Source organism: Dactylosporangium sp. NPDC000555 (assembly GCF_040300025.1).
Classification (GTDB): domain Bacteria; phylum Actinomycetota; class Actinomycetes; order Mycobacteriales; family Micromonosporaceae; genus Dactylosporangium.
Map to the genome: position 1 here is coordinate 1 of NZ_JBEPDB010000123.1, position 18,299 is coordinate 18,299.

Genomic DNA, 18,299 nt, shown 5'->3' on the forward strand with positions numbered 1-18,299 from the left:
CGGCTGGATCACGCCCACCACCGCCAGGTCGCCGGTGACAGCCCGGCCGTGGAGGCGGTCAAGCTCCTCGCCCGCGCCCACCAGAACCTGATCTGCCGCGTTGCGCGCTCGTGGCAGGAGGCAGTCTGCGACGATCCGCGGATGAGCACATCCTGGACTTTCACCGTCGAAGACGCTTTTGCCATCACTGGGTATGGTGTCGCGGTCATCGGCCAAGTCGACGGGGTGATACCGGCGGACGGCCCGGCGGTGCTGTGCGTTCGCGGAGTCCACCGGGTCATCGACCGCGCCAGCGTGCAGATGCTCGACCAGGTCCGCGACGGTCGACGTGAGGGTGTGCCCGCACTGCTGCTGCACGGGGCCACCATGGATCAACTGATGCACGCCGACGCGACGGTTCACTCCGTGGATGCAGCATGTCGGCCGATGCACTGATCTGCCGCTGTCCATGCTCGCGAAGTCGCCGGCGGCGGCCTCCGACCCGTTCATTCCCCCGTCTACTGAGTTGCGCTACTCCAACCAGCATCGGGCAAGCCGGCGTAGTCGCCGCCGCACAACCCCACCCCGAGGTCCAGCACCGCATCGAAGACAGGTGCGGCCGGGCCGCCTTCACATGGCGATCCTCAACGAGCCGGAGTCTGGGCGCAGCGTTGCGATCCTCGCTCGCCCTGGAGAGCGGGCGCAGCGGGGTGCCCTACAGCGCTGCCGCGCTCCCGTTCATGCCTCGACCCCAGAGGCATAATCTTCTGAGTTCCAGTCCACTCCGCGATCAAGAAAGGTCCACAATGGGTCATTTTGATCCCTCTCTGATCGAGTGCCTGCCGGTGGCCGACTGTCCTGGACCTCGCCGACACACAGCTCATCAAACACAACCATGCGGGATGCGATACGCCACCGACCACGAGCATCCGGCGTGAATTTGTCCAGGTATCGACATCTCACGGTCGTCAATTGCTGCGCGCCAGAGACTTCTTGCGTGCGGCGCCTTAGATAGCACAGGCAGTAGGACTCGACCAATGCAACATACGGATCGGGCAAGTCAACGATGACGTTGGTGATGAAATGGACCGAAGAGTCCAGTTGTGCGTGGCGAATTTTCATGTCCTCAATCAGCCCGTCGACCCCGCCTTGGTACGCACCGTGGTGATCGAAGGCATTGTCGTGGTAGCACGCACGCACCGAGTCCCAGTCACACCGATCGACCGCCCTCGCATACCGGTACAGGCAATCAGTAACGGCCATGGTCACATCGACCCGTGATTGCTCGACCTGATCTTCCCGCGGCATTGGTCACCCACTTCCTCGAATCTGTCGATGCTGTGCTGCATCAAGCAGCCGTGTTCGATGATCGGACGCTCGTGTCAATGTGCACGCGCCCTGACCCCCTCATTGCTCTCGCCTGAACCTGTACTGCGCCAAATCTAGCTTCAGGGCCCGTGCGCTGCTATTTCGTGGATCGGGTCAAGGCTGTTCTGTGGTACTCGTCCCTGACCTTTTCGGCGCTTACGACTCGGCCGGGATTACCCGAACCGGGGTGCCCTGCAGCCATGACACGACGTCTTCCACCACGTGCGAGAAGAACCGCTCATACATCGGCACCGAGACATAGCCGATATGTGGCGTCAGAACAGTGTTCGGCGCGTCGCGCAGCGGGTGGTCTGCTGGCAACGGCTCGACGGAGAACACGTCCAGCGCCGCGCCGGCGATGACGGCGTCCGACAGAGCCTCGGCCAGGGCATTCTCGTCCACGATCGGCCCGCGCGAGGTGTTGACGAGGTAACCGCGCGGGCCGAGCAGTTCCAGCTCGGGTCGACCGATCAGGTTCCTCGTACGTTCACTCAGCTTGAGGTGGACGGTAGCTACGTCGGCGCGCTCGAACAACTCGCGCTTGCCGACGAGTTTCACGCCCACCGACTCCGCCCGCTCGTTGGTGAGATTCTGGCTCCAGGCAACGACGTCCATGTCGAAGGCCAGTGCGTAGCGGGCGATCCTCGAGCCGAGATTGCCCAGCCCGATGATGCCGAGGGTCGATCCAGCCAGTTCAGGACCGATCGTGGTTTGCCAATGCCCTGCCCGCAGCGCGGCATCCTCCGCCGGCACTCTGCGGGTGACTGCCATGATGAGGGCCCAGGTCAGCTCGGCCGTGGTATGCGGCACGCCGTCAGTTCCGCAGACCACGATCCCGCGGGCATGTGCGGCCGCGACGTCGATCGCCGCGTTGAACGGACCGGTGGTGACCAGGAGGGCTAGATTGGGCAGCCTGTCGAGGATCGCCGATGGGAACGCCGTCCGCTCGCGCATCGCCACGACCACTTCGAACGGCTCCAGCCGGCGCACCAGGTCAAGCGGGTCGGCAATATGGTCGTGGAAGAATGTGACGTCGGCCCGGCCGTCGAGTGGCGTCCAATCGGCACTCGACCGGGCGACGCACTGATAATCGTCAAGGACGGCGATCCGAATCGGCATGGCGCGGGCTCCCTCGATGAAGCTGGCTACGGGTCAGGGACATCCTGCGACGATGGTCGGCGCGAAGTTCCGCCTTGGCGACCTGCCGCCCGAGCCGCGAGGCAGCTCGTCCGCGAGTTCCAGCCGCTCCGGCCAGGTCTCGGTCGCGACGCCGCGCGCCCTGAGGTGCTCGCGCAGTTCGTCGAGGTCCCCAGTGGATCCGATAACGGCCCCGGCGGTACGCAGACGCAGATCGGCCGAGTCGGTGGTACGGGTCCGGGGACGGCGCACCGGTTTCGTTGGAGCCGAAGAACTGCGACACATCCTGCCCACCTAACAAGCGCTTGGTTGTCATTCTGTTTCGGGCCGCCGGGGCGTGTCAAGCAGTCAGGCAGGACAGCGTAGTGATGCAGATCTGGACTGCACCGGTCGGTTACCGGGTCGACCTCGAGTGCCTGCCCGCGTCCCAGGCCGAGGCGGCGCCAGCCGGGCTGAGCGCGGTCGCGCACTAACGTCCGGCCAGGTCGAGTCCGGCGACCGCATGGAAGCCCGGTCGTGGCAAAGCCGTCCGCTCACTGGTGGGCCGCTGCGACTCGACCTGAGCGTGGTCGGCCGGACGGGACGGGCGCGACCGTCGTCCTGCGCCTGCACGGAGTCGATCCGGAGGGGGATGTGCGCATCGCGGCCGACCTCCGCTGTCGCCGTCCCGGCGCGTCGTCGGATCCGCCGGCGGTGAAGGTGAGCGCCGGCGACCGGGTGAGCCGCTCCTACACCCGGTCGAGGCGGCGATGCTCACCCACCATGTCCCCAGCACGGCCGGCGTGCTGATGACGCCGAACCTCATCGCGCTGATGGAGGAGACCGCGGCGGACATCGTCCGGCCCGGGCCGGTGCGCGACGGGTTCTCGGCCGGTCCCAACGGCGCGGGGTCTAGATGCCCAACGCGACCAGCGCGTACGTGGCGGTGGTGATGATGATGATGATGAGCGTCTAGCGGTAACCGTCGGAGCCGAGCCAGGTCAGGATGAGCGCCAGGCCGGCCAGATCCAAAGCCAAGGATTAGCCATATACGATCATCGACCAATGGGGCGGAGGATGTCCGCCCCACGGCCGGCTTTCGGTCTAGCAGGGCGGCTGGTAGGTCGCCCACGGCCCCTTCGGCTTGTTGTCCGCGCCGAACTCGATCAGGGACAGGCCGCAGAGGCCATCCGCACCGAGGTGCTTGGTGGCGGAGTAGGACAGAGTGAAGCTCGCCTGGCCGAACGAGGCCGGATATCCCGAGATGCTCTGGATCGCTTCGTTCAGCTTCTTCGAGTCGTCCGCGCCGCCGGCCTTCTCGATCGCAAGCTTGACGATGTGCACGGTGTCCCAGGCTTGGGCGTCATAGGCTGTGACCTCGTAGTCGGCGCCGTTCTTGCCCTTCAGGAACTTGGTCAGTTCCTGGGTACGAGGGTTCTGGTTGTTGATGGAACCCATGAACACCACACCGTTGAGGGCACCCGCGTTGGCCAGCTTCCAGGACTCCGGCTGATTCCCGATCGACGCGAGCGAGAATCGCGGCTTCGCGGCCAACTGGCTGGCGAGCGCGTTCTGCGCGAGCACCTCGAACGCGCCACCGAGGCTGGTCACCATCACCGCGTCGACGTTCGCGTCCTTGAGTCGGGCCACCTGTGCGGACAGGTCGGACGCCGCGGTGGCGCCCTTCTCTGTCGCCGCGACCTGCACACAGGGCATCGCGTCGAACAGCGACTTGTTCACCGCCGCGATGGTCGACGAGTCATCGGTCAGCACGCCGATCTTCTTGATGTTGGCCTTCTGGAACGCTCCGCAGTACACCTCGGCCCAGTCGCCGGTCGAGTTGGCGAGCATGTAGATGAACTCGTTGTTCGGCGCGTCGACCAGCGTCTGGGTCACGCTGGTGGGGGCGATGGCCGGGACACCGAGCTGGGTGAGGGTCGGCTTGGCCTGCGCCGATGCCGCGCCACCCGTCTGCATCAGCACCAGCTTGGCGCCCTGGCCGACCAACTTCTGCACCACGGCCGGCGACTTGGTCGGGTCACTCTCGTCGTTGCCCACCACAAGCTGGAGCGGACGGCCCAACACGCCGCCCTTGTCGTTGATGTCCTGAATGGCCAGTCGGATCGTCTTGCCGGAGATGTTGCTGTACGAAGCGCCCGGACCGGTGCTGTCCTGGTCCAGACCGATGATGATGGGATCACCGGTCGCCGTGCCGGTGCTCGGTGTGTCGGAGCCACTCTTGCTACAGCCCGCGAACGCCACCAACGCGGCGATCAGCGCGCCGGCAAGCGCCGCCGATCTCCTGGATGTGGCCACGTCTACCCCCTGCCTTACTGGGACAAAGTGAAAATGGGCTCAACTGTTACGTCGCTACCGCCACGTCGTTCCTGCATGCGGGGTCTGACGAGGAGTTCTCGGAACCTAGCAAGCGCTTGGTTGAACCCAATATCTCTTCGGGCGCAGTCCTGTGTCAAGGGTCCGCAATGGCGAGCGGGTTACAGAACGATCAAGCCGGTCATCATTGCGAGCATGCGGGTGCCGAATACTCCCGTCGGCGGGTTGGCCTGCTGGTTCGTGGTAGCGAGTCTTGGCGGGTTTGATCGTCGTCAGGTATGCGTTGACCCTCGTCTACCTGATCTTCCGGCAACTCCTCGCGTGGCTGGCCCTCCTGGCCCGCAGCGACACGGCAATGACCGCAGAAGTCCTGCTGGACCTGCTGCTGGAACAGCGCGCGTACCGGACGCCAGTCGGCGCGGAGCTGGCGACCGTGTGCCTGCCGAGAACTGCGTCCGTGCTGGTCAGAGGTCATTTAGGATCCGAGGCATCAACCTTGTCTCGTCTCCGCGCGTCCTTCCTTGCTCATCGGTGTTGACGACTACGCGATGATGCCGCCTCATGCTGGTGCGACGGGCGTACCTCGGCATCACGAACGCGTTCGCGCTCCAGCGGCTGCTGCCGGGCAGCGACCGGGACAAGGACAGAGGGATCCTCGCGTTACGTCACCAGCTCGCGCTGCTGCAGCGCCGCTCGGCGGGCATCGGGTCCGATTCGAACCGGCCCCGGCCATGGCTGGCTGCGCTGCTGCACCAACTCCCCCGATCCAGCCTGCACCGTCTACGGCTGCTGGCGCGGCCCGACACCGTCCTGCGCTGGCACCGTGACCTGCTTGCTCGCCGCCACGCGGCGGCGTCCCGGCCGCGGCGGCGGGGCCGGCCTCGCACCGTGCGCTCGATCCGTTCGCTGGTGCTGCGCCTGGTGCGGGACAACCCGTCGTGGGGGTATCGGCGGGTGCACGGGGAACTGCTCACCCTCGGAACCACCGTCGCCGCGTCGACAGTCTGGGAGATGCTGCGCGAGGCCGGCATCGATCCCGCCCCGGACCAGGCCGCCACGACCTGGACCCAGTTTCTCCGCTCGCAGTCCGAAGCGCCGCTGGCAACGGACTTCATCGAGACGATCACGCTCACCGGCACGAGGATGTACATCCTCGCGGTCATCGAACACGCCAGTCGCCGCGTCCGCGTGCTCCGCGCGGCCTCGCACCCGACTGCGGCGTGGGTGACCCAGACCGCGCGGAACCTCGTGATGGACATCGGGGATGCAGGGTGCCGGTTGAAGTACCTGATCCGCGATCGGGACGGCAAGTACCCGGCCGCATTCGACGCAGTCCTCTCGGACGCCGGTATCAAGGTCGTGCTCAGCGGCGTCCAGATGCCCGCATGAATTCGACCATGGAGCGCTGGGTGCGGACCTGCCGCCGCGAGTTGCTGGACCATACCCTGATCTGGAACCAGCGACACCTGCTGCATGCGTTGCGCGAGTTCGAGATGCCGATGAGAGGGTGTCGCCTACGGACGTTCACCACCCTGGCCTGATCAGGCTTCGGCCGGCGAATCCGCCAGCCGTCGCGCTGAGAAATTCATTTCATGGGTAGCACGTCGAACTCGTTACCTTCCGGATCGGCCAGAGTGATCCAGCCATCGAGCCGCGCGACTTCAGTCGCGCTGAGCTTGACCAGCCGTCCTGCCTTCGCGCTGATGTCGTCGGCACGAAGATCAAGGTGAACCCGGTTCTTCACGACCTTCGCCTCAGGTACCAGGGTGAAGAACAGTCGTGGTGCATCGGGCACCGCTGGCTCGACCAGAACGGACGGGTCGTCCTCCGGCCCGTTGATTCCGTTCGCCCGCAGACGCGCCAGTTCCTCATCGTCATAGGGGGCGACGGCGTACCCGTCCAACTCCGCGGCCCAGAATCGCGCCAACGATGCCGGGTGCGCTGCATCGAACACGATGTCGCCAATTTTTGCCATCAACGCCTCCAGGTAGGGATCAACGCATCAACCGAAGAGTATGCGCGGCCTACTCTTCTACCGGCGCGAGACGATCCGATGCTCACTCACCCGAACCCCGATATCGGGCAGCTCGAACACCTGCCGCACCACCGTCGCGGCCAGCGGGGCACCGTTCAGATCCTCACCACACCGGCCACAGCCGGCCGGTTCATGCATGATGCGCTCGTGCGGGTCAGCGACCTGCCGCAGCGTGCGACCCTCATGGCCGGGCTGCCCGCCCGGCCGGCGACCTGACCGCTGCCGCAACGACTTCGGTGCCGGCTTCCCCAGCCCGTCCGACGACGGCGGCCTCGACGAGTTCGACGAGTCCTGCCCGAGCCGGGCCCGCAGGTCCGCATTCTCCGCCCGCAACACCGCGTTCTCCTGCCGCAACCCGGCATGCTCACGCTCAAGCTCACCGATCCGAGCCTCCAACCGGGCAAGCCGCTCAAGCAGCTCCACGACGGACAGCGATCCGGACACCCGATCATGATCCAGCACAAACCCCGCAGGTCAAGCCAACCCGCCGACGAACACCTGATCAGTCACCATCCGCGTTCGTCCGTGAGGACTCGGGGACGCGATCGTCGGGCGGTAGGTCGGCACAACCAGGCTGGCATTCCCTATCGGTACTCCATCAACCTGCACGTCGTCTGCCGTGGTGGCGCGGCGGATCGGCTGGCGGGTCAGGGTACCGAACCAGGTCTCGATCTGGTTGATCCAGCCCGACCCGACCGGGGTGAAATAGAAGATGACCTGCGGATTCTCCTCCAGCCAGGCCATCACCCGCGTTTTCCTCCAGCCAGGCCATCACCCGCGCTATAGCGTGGGACGCATCGCAGTTCAACCAACACGAACAGGAGACCGCTTAACCAACACGAAACAGGAGACCGCGATGTCCGAGTCCTATTCCCTCCCCACTGAACCCGAAGGCATCATCCCGTCGCTGATTGAGCGATTTAATTCCGGCAAGGTCAGCGAGATGATGACCTTGTACGAAGGAGCCGTGCTCGTCGCGGACGACGGGCGGACCGTAACTGATCGCGCCGAGGTCGCTGCCGAACTCGAGCGCGATCTCAGCCTCGGCCTGCCGCTGGCGGCCAAGGCACGCCATGTGTTCGTTGCCGGCGATATCGCCGAAATCGTGGTGGACTGGGCAATTGATGGCACAAGTCCCGACGGCAGGCACGTGCACGTCGCAGGCACGGCAAGCGATGTCGCGCGCCGCGGCTCGGATGGACTCTGGCGGTACCTGATCGACAATCGTCTTGGGACGGCGGTACGACAGCCCGCCTGACACGTGTGCGCCACGGCGATTCTCGGGGAACGGAGGATGCGCCATGAGGACTATCGAGCTGTACCCCGATGACGTTTACAACCAGCGGACGATCCGCCAGGGCCACCCATCTGACTGGGTCAACCGCGAAGGTGGTGACTACGACCTGGTGGTGCTCGGCGGCGGACCGGCCGGCCTCACCGCCGCCACGACTGCCGCCGGAGGCGGGCACCGCGTCGCTATGACCGAGCAGCGACTGACCGGGGGCACCTGCGTCAACTTCGGCTGCACGCCGAGCAAAGCGCTGATTCGCTGCGCACGCGCGGTACACGAAGCGAGCCGCGGGGCCGAGTTCGGCTTTCGGCTCGACGCCCCACCCCAAACTGATTTCGGCTCCGTCATGGATCGGGTCCGCAAGATGCGTTCCCTCAGCAGCTCAGGCGATGCGGTCGAGGTGGCCGAGCAAGCGGGGGCGGAGGTCTACCTCGGGCACACCCGCTTCACCGCGCCGAATGCCGTGGAGGTCGAGGGCCGGCTACTGCAATTTCGGACAGCCGTGATCGCCACCGGATCGGACCCCGTGGTGCCCCCCATCGAGGGACTGCGGACCGGCGAGTACCTGACCAACGAGACCGTCTTCTCACTGACCGAGCTGCCAGCCAGGCTGGTCGTCATCGGCAGCGGTCCGATGGGATGCGAGCTGTCCCAGGCCTTCCGCCGTCTCGGCAGCGAGGTGGACCTGGTCAGCCACCCCAGGACCCTGCTGCCCCATGATGAGCAGGAGGTCAGTGAGCTGATCCGTCGCCGGTTCGAGCAGGAGGGGCTAAGGCTCCACCTGGGGTTCATGGCAGTACGGGCGGGCGCCGGCCGTTTGCTGGCGCAGGGCACCGACGGGACGCGCGAGCTGCCCTATGATGCGCTGCTGCTCGGCACCGGCCGCAAGGCGAACGTGGAGCACCTGGACCTGGGCGCGGCAGGGGTACACGTCGCCAGGGACGGCGTGGAGGTAGATGAATACCTGTGCACCAGCAACCCCAACATCTATGCCATTGGCGATGCAACCTTCCCGCAGAAGTTCACGCACGCGGCCAATGCGACAGCGCGGCTCTGTATCGCGAACGCGCTGGATGGAGCGCATCGCCCGGTACGAGAGCTCGTCATTCCCCACTGCACCTACACCGATCCCGAGGTGGCCGAGGTGGGCCTAACTCCGCGCCGAGCCCGCAACGAAGGTGTCGCCATCGACGCTTACCGGCTCGACCTGGCCAAGCTGGCGCGGGCGTTCATCGACGGCGAGGAGGAGGGATTCGGGGCGATATACACGCGCAGCGGCAGCAGCGAGATCGCAGGAGCGACGCTTGTGGCGGCGCACGCCGGTGAGATGATCAGCGAGCTTACGCTGGCAATCACGAACCAGATGTCGCTGGAGGCGCTGGCCAACACGGTTCACTGCTACCCGACGCAGGCCCAGGTCTTCCAGCAGATCGCACTGCAGCACGCCAGACCCCAGAGCTAGCTGTTCAGCTTGGGCGACGGCCTGTTGAACAACGAACGTTCAAGATCGCTAGTGCCGGATCACACCTTCGCATTCACACACACTCATCGGCGGACTTTCGCGAAAAATCCAGGCTCGACTGACGCCAAACGGACCAGGAGCGACCGCATGGAACGGGAAATCATCCGGGTCGAACCCATCGACAGCAATTTCGAGAAGTGGGGCGCGCCGGTGTCGACCTGTACCCGGGCCGGCAACATGGTGTTCGTCTCGGGCATGCCGCCTTTCGATCCCGACACCGGGGAAATCCTCCCGAACGCGCTGTTCGAACACCAGGTCGAGCTCATCCTCACCCAGATTAAGAAGGCGCTCGAGGCCGCCGGCTCGGACCTCGAGCATGTGCTGAAGTGCAACGTAATGTGCATCTCGGCCGAGCACTTCAACGCTTTCAACGAGGTCTACAAGCGCTTTTTTCCGAACAACCCGCCTGCCCGCATCTTCTTCTGCGTGCCGGAGTGGACGGGCCCCTTCGACGTCGAGGTCGACTGTATCGCCGTCACGAAGGACTGAGGGCGTCGGCCGCCGAGCAGCGCGGCGAGCGCTGAGCGCAGACGGGGCCACGGCGGAGTCGAGGAAGCTCCGCGTCTTCAAGGGAAGCGGGCCCTGCCTCGCAGTGAGGTGTCGTGGCCGTGACTGCCGCGTCGGCGTCTCGGTCGCATAATGCGCCGCTGCGACCTGGCGACGGAGGGCAGTATCGAGTCCGGCTGGCCGAGCAAGACGTCCTGAGCGCCACGCTGGCGGCAGAGAACCCCGGCATCCCTGACGGATAATCCGTCGGATGCCTAGGTCAGTGTGTGGGTCGGGGTGCCATTCCGCTGAGCTTGTCTGGACAGTTCGGTTCAGGACGCCTACCTTATGCGTCGACGTCGAACTCGTACAGCGCGACGTCTTGACGGGCAGTCACTAGGCTCTCGCGCAGCGATCTTGGCGCCCGCATCTGCCGCGATCCGATCGCTACGCGCCGTGACGGCGTTCAGCCGGTCCCTATCTGGCGGGGTCGAGTGAGACACACTTCGGGCTTCCGGCCGTGCTGCCAGCGGACAATGAGATGTCGCAGGTCGCTCACCCGTTCAGTAGATCACTTGCACCTGACTGGCCCGTCGGCCCCTGGGATGCAACGAGCCCGAGACCAGGCGCGCGGATCTGCCGCCGACCGCGTGCGGCGCCTCGCTGGCGACTGGCGCACCCTGTACGCCGCTGCCCTGGTCCACGACTCGTATGCCAGGCGCGCGTGACCGGGCTGCTAGACCCGGACCAGTCCCCATACACCTGGCCCGGACCGCCAACCACAGCACCGAGCAGCGCCTCCGCCTATGCCGCGGACTGGCTCGTTGCCGTCACCACCAACGTGTACTGCGCATCCACCTCGAAGGTACCCGACTTCCCGTGGATGCGGACCTTGTGCTCGCCGGCACCGGGTGGATCGATCCGGGCCCAGAGCCCGCATGCATCGCCTCGGGTCTTGCCCGAGGTGTCGGTTACCGGGTTGCCCGGCCCGGCTATGAATGTGATGGCTTCGTGCTCGATGCGCTCGAGAGGCACCTCCGCGCCGTCGAACTGGATCGTGCCGGTGACGCCGGCCATGTAGCTGCGGCAGTCGTCTTCGTCGCCACTGACCAGGTTGATCGCGGGCGCGACAAGTCGCACGCCGAGCGGTACAGTGCAACGCCGCTGTACCTGACCGCCGAACGTACCGGCAAGGAACCACACATCACCGGGCTGGTTGCGTGCGCAGTGCGTGCCGGTGCGGTCGGCAACCGGATTCGTGTCGACGGGTTCGGTGGCGGCCCACTCCCACCAGCGGGCCTGGATCGAGCGTTGCGCCGGCGATGCCGTGGGCGGCGCGGTGCCAGCTCCGGTCGGTCCATTGCAGCCAGCGAGGACGACACCACACGAAGCCACGGCAATGACCCGACGCAACATGACCGAGACGATAGCGGGCGCATCGACCGTTCACTGCCCTTTGACCAGGTGCCGCAGCCAGCTGCCGTGGATCAACCTTGATCAGCTGCGCGCTCATGCTTGATGAGCGCGCACCTGATCTTGCTCAGATTCACTGTCGATGGAGTGCTTGCTTCTGTCGTGAGGTGATCGAGCGACGACGCCTGCGGCGTAGTCGGCCGGTGTCGTGGCAGTCCTGCGCCTTACCTGGCCCGCCCGCTGTGGCGCCCGCACCCCGCACGTGACCGGCTCGGCGCGGATCCGCCGGGCAGAGGGTCCGGAGACGTCAGTCGGGTCCCGCTGTGACGGTGCGGCCGTTGAGGTGCTCGAACCCGTCCTTGATCAGCATGCGGAGCACATCCATGTCGACATCGGCGAGTTGTTTGATGTACAGGCACGACTTGCCGGTTGTGTGCGGACCCAGCCGGGACATCAGCTCGGCGTACTGGTCGTACCCGTCGGAGATGTAGAGCGTCAACGCCTGTTTGCGGGGGGACAAGCTCACCGCCGGCCAGTTGGCCTCGCGGCCCGAGGCGTACCGATAGTGGTACTGGCCGAAGCCGACGATGCTCGGACCCCACATTGCCGGCTCCAGACCGGTCACCTCTCGCATCAACTCACAGACCTCTTCGGCATCCGCCCGGCGCTGCGGGTCGGGCACCGTGCCGAGGAACTCGGCCACGCTCGCGTCGGTGCGGGTCGTCTTCGGCTCGTTCGCCATGACGGTCAGGCTAACCCGACCGCCGGCCGTATCGTTACCTCGCACCGGTGCGCGCGGCGGTGCAGATATGTGCGTCGAGTCGGCCCGGCTTACTGGTCGACAGTGAGATCACCGGGCGTCCGGCAGCCCAGGTACCCATGCACAAAGGGGCGTGCCGGTTCTGGCATCCGCGGAACCGCCCCGCAAGCCGATACAGGGGATCTTGGCGCCCGGTCATGCTGCTGCGCATCTCCCAGCGCCTTGAAGAAGGGCAGTTGCCACATCAGGCCAGGATCTTCGCAGTTGCGGGTCCCCGCACCCGAATAATCCCGGCCAGCACGCCTCGCCTGAACCAGGCTTGCCATCCCGTCGGCTCACGGCAGCGGAACATGCTGCCACCCCTCGCCAACGTCCGCATCTGGCCGCCGTCAGTGCGCGGCTTGTGGTGCATCGCCACGAGGCGTGCCATCGCGGAGCGTGGCTGGTGCGGGGTCGGTCAAGCGTCCCGCCGCGGCGGCGTAGCCAGCATCGTCAACAGCTTGAGGAGCACCTTGCCGTCGGGTTGGCCTCATCGCACGTGCTGAGCGCGGCCCTGGCGGGACCCTGCCCGAGCGGTTCGGTCCGTGGAAGACGGCCTACCGGCGTAAACGTCGCTGAACAGGTTTTCCAAGCGGGTCGCCGTGTCGGGGTGGTTGGGCGCAGGCGCGGCGAACGGCGCTGATCACCTCGGTCCCCAGGCGGCGATCGCCTCCTGTGGAGACGTTGCGGCTGCACAGCCGGCGATGCGGTCCGTCCACGCGCGCACGATGTCGCGAAGTTGCGCAGGCTCCCGCACGACGAAGGGCAGTGCGAGCCCGGCCAGGACACCGGGAACCCAGTCGAGCCGCTCCGCCCGCAGCCGCACGAGAACCCAGTCCGCGCTGTCGCCGACGTCCGGTTCGATGCTGGCGATTCCGCCGATTCCGCGCGGCAGCCGCGCCCGTACCTCGTCGGCCGTGCCCTGCACAGCGACGGCGACCTCATGCCGCCATGGCGTGACGGCCAGGCTCGTCAGGACCACATCGGCGGGCTGGAAGCCCTCGGGCACCGCGAAGGTGCCGTGCGCGATTCGCACCTGCGCGATGCGGTCGAGCCGAAAGGTACGTAGTTCTCTGGACGCGGAGTCGGTGCCGGTCACGTACCAGCGCCCGGAGTGCGCGACGAGCCCGTAGGGATGCACGGTGCGCTCGCTGCGCCGTCCGGTGCGGTCGGTGTAGCTGATGACCGCAGGTTGGTGCTGTCGCGTCGCTTCCGCCAGCCGCAGCATGACCGCGGCCTCCGGCGTCGGCACCTCACGCCCGGGTGAGGTGAAGTCGGTGGTCGCGAACAGCGCATCGAGCCGGGAGGCCAGCGCTTTCGGCAGTACCCTCCGTATCTTGGCGGCTGCGGTTTCGGCCGCTTCCCGCGATGTCGACACCAGGCCGGCTCGGCGGCCCGCCACCAGGCCGAGCAGGACGGCAAGTGCTTCCTCATCGGTCAGCATGAGCGGTGGCATCCGGAATCCGGGAGCCAGCCGGTAACCGCCGTAGCGGCCCCGCACCGATTCGACCGGCACTTCGAGATCAAGCAGGTGGTCGGCGTAGCGGCGTACGGTGCGCTCGTCGACGCCGAGGCGTTCGGCCAGGTCAGAAGCGGTGTGAGTGCCGCCGGCCTGCAGGATTTCGAGGAGGGCGAGCACCCGTGCGGTCGGCCGTGTCATGGTCAGATTCTTTCTCGATACCGGGCGGATTGTGCCCGGTATCGGTCCTAGCGTCTTGCTTGCCAACCCCGCAACGAGGAGAAACGTCATGAAATTCGTGTCGGTTCGCATCATCACCGACCAGGTCGACTGTCTCACGGAGTTCTACGAGCAGGTCACTGGACAGACCGCCCGCCGGTACACGCCTGACTTCGCTGAGATCGTTCTGCCGGGGGCGACGCTGGCGATCGGCAGCACCGCAACGGTCAAGCTCTTTGGCGAAGGCTCAGCCGAGCCGGCCGCCAACCGGACGGCGATCATCGAGTTCCGAGTGGACGACGTCGACGCCGAGTTCGCCCGGCTGCGCGACATGATCGGCGAGCTCGTTCAAGACCCGACCACGATGCCCTGGGGCAACCGATCACTGCTGTTCCGCGACCCTGACGGAACGCTGGTCAACCTATTCACGCCGGTCAGCGCCGAGGCGATTGCCCGGCAGCAACACTAGAGGCCGTGTCTCGTGGATCTGTGGCGAGGTCGCGGAGCCAGATTTTGATGGTGGCGCGGTACATGAAGGCTCTCTTGTCGTAGCGGGTTACCATGGGCGCCGTTACGGTTTTGATCGGTCGGCCGGTGGCTGGTGCCGGGCGCCGGCCGCGTGTTGGTGGGCTCGCACGACAGAGCTGTCGATGCCGAGGGTCCATTCGTCGCCGTCGTCGAGGTCGGCGTCCAGGCGGAGCCGTCCGGCGACGCGCTGCCATGTGCCGTCCAGCGCCCAGCGGCGTTTGCGCTGATAGACGGTCTTCCAGTTGCCGAAGCGGGTGGGCAGGTCCCGCCACCGGATGCCGGTGCGTTCGCGGAACAGGATGCCGCTGATCACGGTGCGCTGGTCCCCCCACCCCCCCCGCCGCGCGCGGGGTCTGCGGGCAGCAGCGGGCGGAGCAGGTCCCATTCGGCGTCGGTGAGTTCGAATCGGGCAGTCATGGCGTGCGAGTAACAAACCGGACGCCATAGATCATCCCAAGATCCGCGATCCATTCGGTTGGCCACCCGTTCCGCCGGCGAACGATCCCCAAGATGCCAGCGGCGATAAAGATCAACGCACAGAGACGTCGATGAGCGGACGTTAGCGGAGGCCGCCGGCGGCGGTGAGTTGTTCTCCGGTCACAAACGCCGCGTCGCCGGAGGCAAGGAACGTGGCGACCGAGGCGATGTCCTCCGGTTGTCCGGCCCGGCCGAGCACGGTGTGCTCGATGAGTTCCCGCCCGAAGTCGGAGCCAGTCACCCCGGCGGCGTCGGTGCCCTCGGTCTCGACGAAGCCCGGGTTGATGGAGTTGACGCGGATTTGCTTCGGGCCGAGTTCCTTGGCCAGTACACCGGTGATCGCGTCGACTGCACCCTTGGTAGCGGTGTAGACAACGGTTTCCGGCGGCGTCACACGGCTGGCGGCGGAGCCGACGTTGATGATGCTGGCGCCGGCACCCATGTGCCTGAGCGCGGCCTGCGTAGTGAGCAGCAGCCCCAGCACGTTGATATCGAACATCCGGTGGAACTGCCGCTCGGTGACGTCCTCGACCGGGGCGAATTCGTAGACGCCAGCGTTGTTGACGAGGATATCGAGGTGACCGTAATGCTCGACGGCCGCGTCGGTAATAGCCCGTGCATCGGCGGCGTTGGAGACGTCACCGGCGACGGCGACCGCCGTGCCGCCTTCGCTCGCGATGCCGGACACGACAGCCTCGGCGTCGCGCCTGCTGGTGGCGTAGTTCACGACCACGGACGCACCTTCGTCGGCGAACGCCTTGGCGATGGCCGCGCCGATGCCCTTCGACGCACCCGTCACCACGGCCACACGATCTTGGAGGCGACGCTCGAGCCCGGTCACGGCAGTACTCCCTCCGATGCTGGTCGCTACCCCTATCGTTCGGCGGGTGGAGCGCACCGCGTCACCCACCGGGCATGAGTCGAACACGGTACCGTTCGCCAGCCGGTTGGGGTCACCATCCGTACCCGGATGACCTACGCGGACGCTGAGAACCGAACGCACCGTGGCCGTCCTCATCTGCCGCGTACAGCGTGCGTTCATGCCGGTCTTGAGGTGTCAGCGGATTGACGCGCGGTTGCTAAAAGCCTTTGTGGAGCGTGTCAGGCGGGCTCAGGTCGATCGGGTTGGGGCCGGTCAGCACGCCACCCTCTACGGGTAGGGTGTGTCCGGTGATCCATGCGGCGTCGTCGGAGCCGAGGAACGCGACCGCTGCCGCGATGTCCTCTGGCTCGCCGACGCGGCCGAGCGGGTACATCGGCTTGAGCTTCTCCAGCGCGTCCGACTGGGAGTCCCAGTTCGGTGTCCGGACGGTGCCGGGGGCGACTACGTTGAAGCGCACGCCGAGCGGACCGTACCGGGCGGCGTAGTTCTGCGACATCGCGATCTGGCCGGCTTTCGCCGCGGCGTACTCCACGTTACCGAAGGCCGCGATGCCGTTTACCGAGCTGATCGTGACTACGTTGCCGCGAGTCCTCACCAGGTGCGGGATAGCCGCCTGAATGCAACGGGCGGCGCCGACGAGGGTGAAGTCGAGCTGACGGTGCCAATCCTCGGCTGAGGTGTCCTCGGGCATCGAGGTGACGATGCAGCCGCCCGCGTTGTTCACCACCAGATCGAGCCGGCCAAACCGCCCGACCGCCGCGGCGACCGCGGCGTCGACGTCGGCGCGTGAGGTGACATCGACCTTGACCCCGAGCGCGCGCTCCGCGCCGATCTCCTCAGCCAGCGCCACGGCCGCGTCCTCCCGCAGGTCAGTGACGACCACCGCACCGCCCTCGGCGGCGACCCGCCGTACGACGGCCTGCCCGATGCCCTGTGCCGCCGCCGTGACGAGCGCGACCTTGCCCTCGAATCGCCGCATCACCACTCCTCCAGAATCTTTGCCGCCATTCTCCCCGCGATCCAGCCTCGGCTTGGCGGCACCGAGACCGCGGCAGAGCACAGTCAAACTACCGTCCGCGATCGTCCCGTCCACCACACCCAGGCCCCACCGTCGTGAGCAGCCGATCGGTGAACACCATCGCCGCAGCATCCGCTCATGCCACATACCGCTCGTCACTCGTTGTCATGTCGATCAGTTCTGCTGCTTCCGGTCATGCCGATGTCAGTGCACCCGATCTTGCCTGTGAGCGGACACGTTGAGTGCGGGTGTTGATGCTCCGCCGTCCACGGGCGCGCCCCCGACGGGGCGTATCGAGCCGGTAGGGTCGCGGCGTGACGACGAGCGCCGGTTCCGAGGCTGGCCCTCCGCCGGAGCGGCGGTGGACGTGGGAGCATCCGGTCGGCCCGCGCTGGCTGCTTCTCGGCGATGTCGGCTTTGAGCGCTCCTACGAGGTCGACATCCCGCTGACACTGTGTGCGGAGATCGAAGGACTGTTCGTCGACCTGCCGCCCCGGCCGCGGGAGCGGTTCACGCTCGTCGGCTGCGCTCCGGACGGCGCGCTGGCCGGCCTGCTCGACCGGCTGCCCGCCGAGGCGCTCGGCACCGAACGGGCCTGGCTGGGTGACCTCTCGATAACGGCGCCTCCGCCACCGCCCGGCACGCCACCGTCCTGGTGGGGCGAGGACCTCGGCGACATCGTCGTGCTCGCGCAACGGCCAAACCGTACGATGCCGCAAACCGTGGACATCGATCTCGACGGGTTCGTCCTCGCCCACCAGTCCGGCGCGCCGGACCAACCGGCCGGCACCACGTACGACCTCGACGGCCGGTTCGTGACCGACATCGAAGGGTTCTACTGCGCGATCGGCGAGGCGATCAACGGCCCGGGCGGATACTTCGGCTGGAACCTCAACGCCCTCGACGACTGCCTCCGCGGAAGCTTCGGCGCACGACACCGTTCCGGCTGACGTGGCACGACTCGGCCGTCGCCCGCGAGCACCTCGTCGCCGGCTATGACCGGCTACGACCGGGGCCGGCGATCACCCTGGAGTATCTGCTCGGCATGTTCGCGCAACACCATGTCGAGATCGACCCGCGCTGAGCCACGAGCGGACACTGACTGCCACCACGCCACCCTGTCGAAAGTAGGTGGCCCTCCACCAATGCTCCACGATCGAATGCTCACTCATGCCGCGAGGCGCGCGCAACGCAGCGTGACGAGCCGGGCCAACGCTCGGGCACCCACAACTGGCACCCCTCTGTGTCAAGAGGCCGCCAGAGACGGTGTTCTAGAATGGGTTGTGGCGGGTCCGGGAAGTGGCTTGTCCGAAGTGCTGGCTGTCGGGATTGAGCTGGCCGCGCTGGATTGCAGAGTCGCTCCCGTCTGCCC

20 protein-coding genes and 1 pseudogene are annotated in these 18,299 nt (G+C 66.5%); 9 read left to right on the forward strand and 12 right to left on the reverse strand.

What is annotated here, in order from left to right:
- A partial coding sequence (locus ABT297_RS40050) for a hypothetical protein (protein WP_350558396.1) occupies positions 1-435 on the forward strand: 435 nt, incomplete at its 5' end.
- Between the two features lie 282 nt (positions 436-717).
- Here ABT297_RS40050 and ABT297_RS40055 read toward each other — a convergent pair.
- The 3 genes from ABT297_RS40055 to ABT297_RS40065 all read right to left on the reverse strand — a co-directional run bounded on the left by ABT297_RS40055 (position 718) and on the right by ABT297_RS40065 (position 4,779).
- Positions 718-1,287, reverse strand: a complete 570-nt coding sequence (locus tag ABT297_RS40055; protein WP_350558335.1) for a nuclear transport factor 2 family protein — start codon at positions 1,285-1,287, stop codon at positions 718-720.
- A 216-nt stretch (positions 1,288-1,503) separates the two neighbouring features.
- Positions 1,504-2,466 carry a D-2-hydroxyacid dehydrogenase family protein gene (locus ABT297_RS40060; RefSeq protein ID WP_350558338.1) on the reverse strand — a complete coding sequence of 321 codons (963 nt, stop codon included), beginning with the start codon at positions 2,464-2,466 and terminating at the stop codon, positions 1,504-1,506.
- 1,101 nt (positions 2,467-3,567) lie between these two features.
- The gene (locus tag ABT297_RS40065; RefSeq protein ID WP_350558341.1) at positions 3,568-4,779 is read right to left on the reverse strand and encodes an ABC transporter substrate-binding protein; all 1,212 of its coding nucleotides are present in this window, start codon (positions 4,777-4,779) and stop codon (positions 3,568-3,570) included.
- Positions 4,780-5,080: 301 nt separating this feature from the next.
- On the opposite strand from ABT297_RS40065, the gene ABT297_RS40070 reads away from it, so the two are divergent.
- Genes ABT297_RS40070 through ABT297_RS40080 form a run of 3 tightly spaced genes read left to right on the forward strand, consistent with a single transcriptional unit; the run spans position 5,081 to position 6,338 of the window.
- Positions 5,081-5,335 carry a hypothetical protein gene (locus ABT297_RS40070; protein ID WP_350558344.1) on the forward strand — a complete coding sequence of 85 codons (255 nt, stop codon included), beginning with the start codon at positions 5,081-5,083 and terminating at the stop codon, positions 5,333-5,335.
- Positions 5,336-5,358: 23 nt separating this feature from the next.
- Positions 5,359-6,186, forward strand: coding sequence for a transcriptional regulator (locus ABT297_RS40075; protein ID WP_350558347.1), 828 nt, complete (start codon positions 5,359-5,361; stop codon positions 6,184-6,186).
- On the forward strand, positions 6,183-6,338 hold the full coding sequence (locus ABT297_RS40080; protein ID WP_350558350.1) for a hypothetical protein: 156 nt from the start codon (positions 6,183-6,185) through the stop codon (positions 6,336-6,338). Before ABT297_RS40075 ends, ABT297_RS40080 begins: the two co-directional genes overlap by 4 nt.
- A 44-nt stretch (positions 6,339-6,382) precedes the next feature.
- On the opposite strand, the gene ABT297_RS40085 is transcribed toward ABT297_RS40080, so the two are convergent.
- From ABT297_RS40085 to ABT297_RS40095, 3 genes are read right to left on the reverse strand one after another with little or no spacing between them, the layout of a single operon-like run.
- Positions 6,383-6,772 carry a VOC family protein gene (locus ABT297_RS40085; protein WP_350558353.1) on the reverse strand — a complete coding sequence of 130 codons (390 nt, stop codon included), beginning with the start codon at positions 6,770-6,772 and terminating at the stop codon, positions 6,383-6,385.
- Positions 6,773-6,829: 57 nt separating this feature from the next.
- Positions 6,830-7,276 carry a DUF6444 domain-containing protein gene (locus ABT297_RS40090; RefSeq protein WP_350558356.1) on the reverse strand — a complete coding sequence of 149 codons (447 nt, stop codon included), beginning with the start codon at positions 7,274-7,276 and terminating at the stop codon, positions 6,830-6,832.
- A gap of 30 nt (positions 7,277-7,306) precedes the next feature.
- Entirely contained in the window at positions 7,307-7,579 is a 273-nt protein-coding gene (locus tag ABT297_RS40095; RefSeq protein ID WP_350558359.1) for a hypothetical protein, read from the reverse strand.
- Between the two features lie 109 nt (positions 7,580-7,688).
- Between ABT297_RS40095 and ABT297_RS40100 the strand changes: the two genes are divergently transcribed.
- The 3 genes from ABT297_RS40100 (at position 7,689) to ABT297_RS40110 (ending at position 10,134) form a co-directional block, all read left to right on the forward strand.
- Positions 7,689-8,090, forward strand: coding sequence for a YybH family protein (locus ABT297_RS40100; protein WP_350558362.1), 402 nt, complete (start codon positions 7,689-7,691; stop codon positions 8,088-8,090).
- 43 nt (positions 8,091-8,133) lie between these two features.
- Positions 8,134-9,585, forward strand: coding sequence for an FAD-dependent oxidoreductase (locus ABT297_RS40105; protein WP_350558365.1), 1,452 nt, complete (start codon positions 8,134-8,136; stop codon positions 9,583-9,585).
- Between the two features lie 147 nt (positions 9,586-9,732).
- On the forward strand, positions 9,733-10,134 hold the full coding sequence (locus ABT297_RS40110) for a RidA family protein (RefSeq protein ID WP_350558368.1): 402 nt from the start codon (positions 9,733-9,735) through the stop codon (positions 10,132-10,134).
- A gap of 801 nt (positions 10,135-10,935) precedes the next feature.
- Here the strand turns inward: ABT297_RS40110 and ABT297_RS40115 are convergent.
- The 3 genes from ABT297_RS40115 to ABT297_RS40125 form a co-directional block, all read right to left on the reverse strand.
- A complete protein-coding gene (locus ABT297_RS40115; RefSeq protein ID WP_350558371.1) occupies positions 10,936-11,547 on the reverse strand; it encodes a hypothetical protein in 612 nt (203 codons plus the stop codon).
- 304 nt (positions 11,548-11,851) lie between these two features.
- On the reverse strand, positions 11,852-12,286 hold the full coding sequence (locus ABT297_RS40120) for a DUF1801 domain-containing protein (protein ID WP_350558374.1): 435 nt from the start codon (positions 12,284-12,286) through the stop codon (positions 11,852-11,854).
- 700 nt (positions 12,287-12,986) lie between these two features.
- Positions 12,987-13,982: a helix-turn-helix transcriptional regulator gene (locus tag ABT297_RS40125; protein WP_350558377.1), complete on the reverse strand. Its 996-nt coding sequence runs from the start codon at positions 13,980-13,982 to the stop codon at positions 12,987-12,989.
- Between the two features lie 19 nt (positions 13,983-14,001).
- On the opposite strand from ABT297_RS40125, the gene ABT297_RS40130 reads away from it, so the two are divergent.
- Entirely contained in the window at positions 14,002-14,490 is a 489-nt protein-coding gene (locus ABT297_RS40130) for a VOC family protein (protein ID WP_350558381.1), read from the forward strand.
- 252 nt (positions 14,491-14,742) lie between these two features.
- On the opposite strand, the pseudogene ABT297_RS43265 reads toward ABT297_RS40130, so the two are convergent.
- From ABT297_RS43265 to ABT297_RS40145, 3 genes and pseudogenes are all read right to left on the reverse strand, one after another.
- Positions 14,743-14,994, reverse strand: a pseudogene (locus ABT297_RS43265) (transposase); the annotation flags it as partial.
- Positions 14,995-15,108: 114 nt separating this feature from the next.
- A complete protein-coding gene (locus tag ABT297_RS40140) occupies positions 15,109-15,867 on the reverse strand; it encodes an SDR family NAD(P)-dependent oxidoreductase (protein ID WP_350558387.1) in 759 nt (252 codons plus the stop codon).
- Positions 15,868-16,105: 238 nt separating this feature from the next.
- Positions 16,106-17,002, reverse strand: a complete 897-nt coding sequence (locus tag ABT297_RS40145; protein ID WP_350558390.1) for an SDR family NAD(P)-dependent oxidoreductase — start codon at positions 17,000-17,002, stop codon at positions 16,106-16,108.
- Positions 17,003-17,241: 239 nt separating this feature from the next.
- Between ABT297_RS40145 and ABT297_RS40150 the strand changes: the two genes are divergently transcribed.
- Positions 17,242-17,877, forward strand: a complete 636-nt coding sequence (locus tag ABT297_RS40150) for a barstar family protein (RefSeq protein ID WP_350558393.1) — start codon at positions 17,242-17,244, stop codon at positions 17,875-17,877.
- Positions 17,878-18,299: the final 422 nt, after the last annotated feature.

Coding starts and splice junctions, on each gene's coding strand:
- ABT297_RS40080 (WP_350558350.1), top strand. CDS start 6,183: ATGAATTCGACCATGGAGCGCTGGGTGCGGACCTGCCGCCGCGAGTTG.
- ABT297_RS40100 (WP_350558362.1), top strand. CDS start 7,689: ATGTCCGAGTCCTATTCCCTCCCCACTGAACCCGAAGGCATCATCCCG.
- ABT297_RS40055 (WP_350558335.1), bottom strand. CDS start 1,287: ATGCCGCGGGAAGATCAGGTCGAGCAATCACGGGTCGATGTGACCATG.
- ABT297_RS40085 (WP_350558353.1), bottom strand. CDS start 6,772: ATGGCAAAAATTGGCGACATCGTGTTCGATGCAGCGCACCCGGCATCG.
- ABT297_RS40075 (WP_350558347.1), top strand. CDS start 5,359: ATGCTGGTGCGACGGGCGTACCTCGGCATCACGAACGCGTTCGCGCTC.
- ABT297_RS40110 (WP_350558368.1), top strand. CDS start 9,733: ATGGAACGGGAAATCATCCGGGTCGAACCCATCGACAGCAATTTCGAG.
- ABT297_RS40120 (WP_350558374.1), bottom strand. CDS start 12,286: ATGGCGAACGAGCCGAAGACGACCCGCACCGACGCGAGCGTGGCCGAG.
- ABT297_RS40060 (WP_350558338.1), bottom strand. CDS start 2,466: ATGCCGATTCGGATCGCCGTCCTTGACGATTATCAGTGCGTCGCCCGG.
- ABT297_RS40115 (WP_350558371.1), bottom strand. CDS start 11,547: ATGTTGCGTCGGGTCATTGCCGTGGCTTCGTGTGGTGTCGTCCTCGCT.
- ABT297_RS40105 (WP_350558365.1), top strand. CDS start 8,134: ATGAGGACTATCGAGCTGTACCCCGATGACGTTTACAACCAGCGGACG.
- ABT297_RS40130 (WP_350558381.1), top strand. CDS start 14,002: ATGGTCAGATTCTTTCTCGATACCGGGCGGATTGTGCCCGGTATCGGT.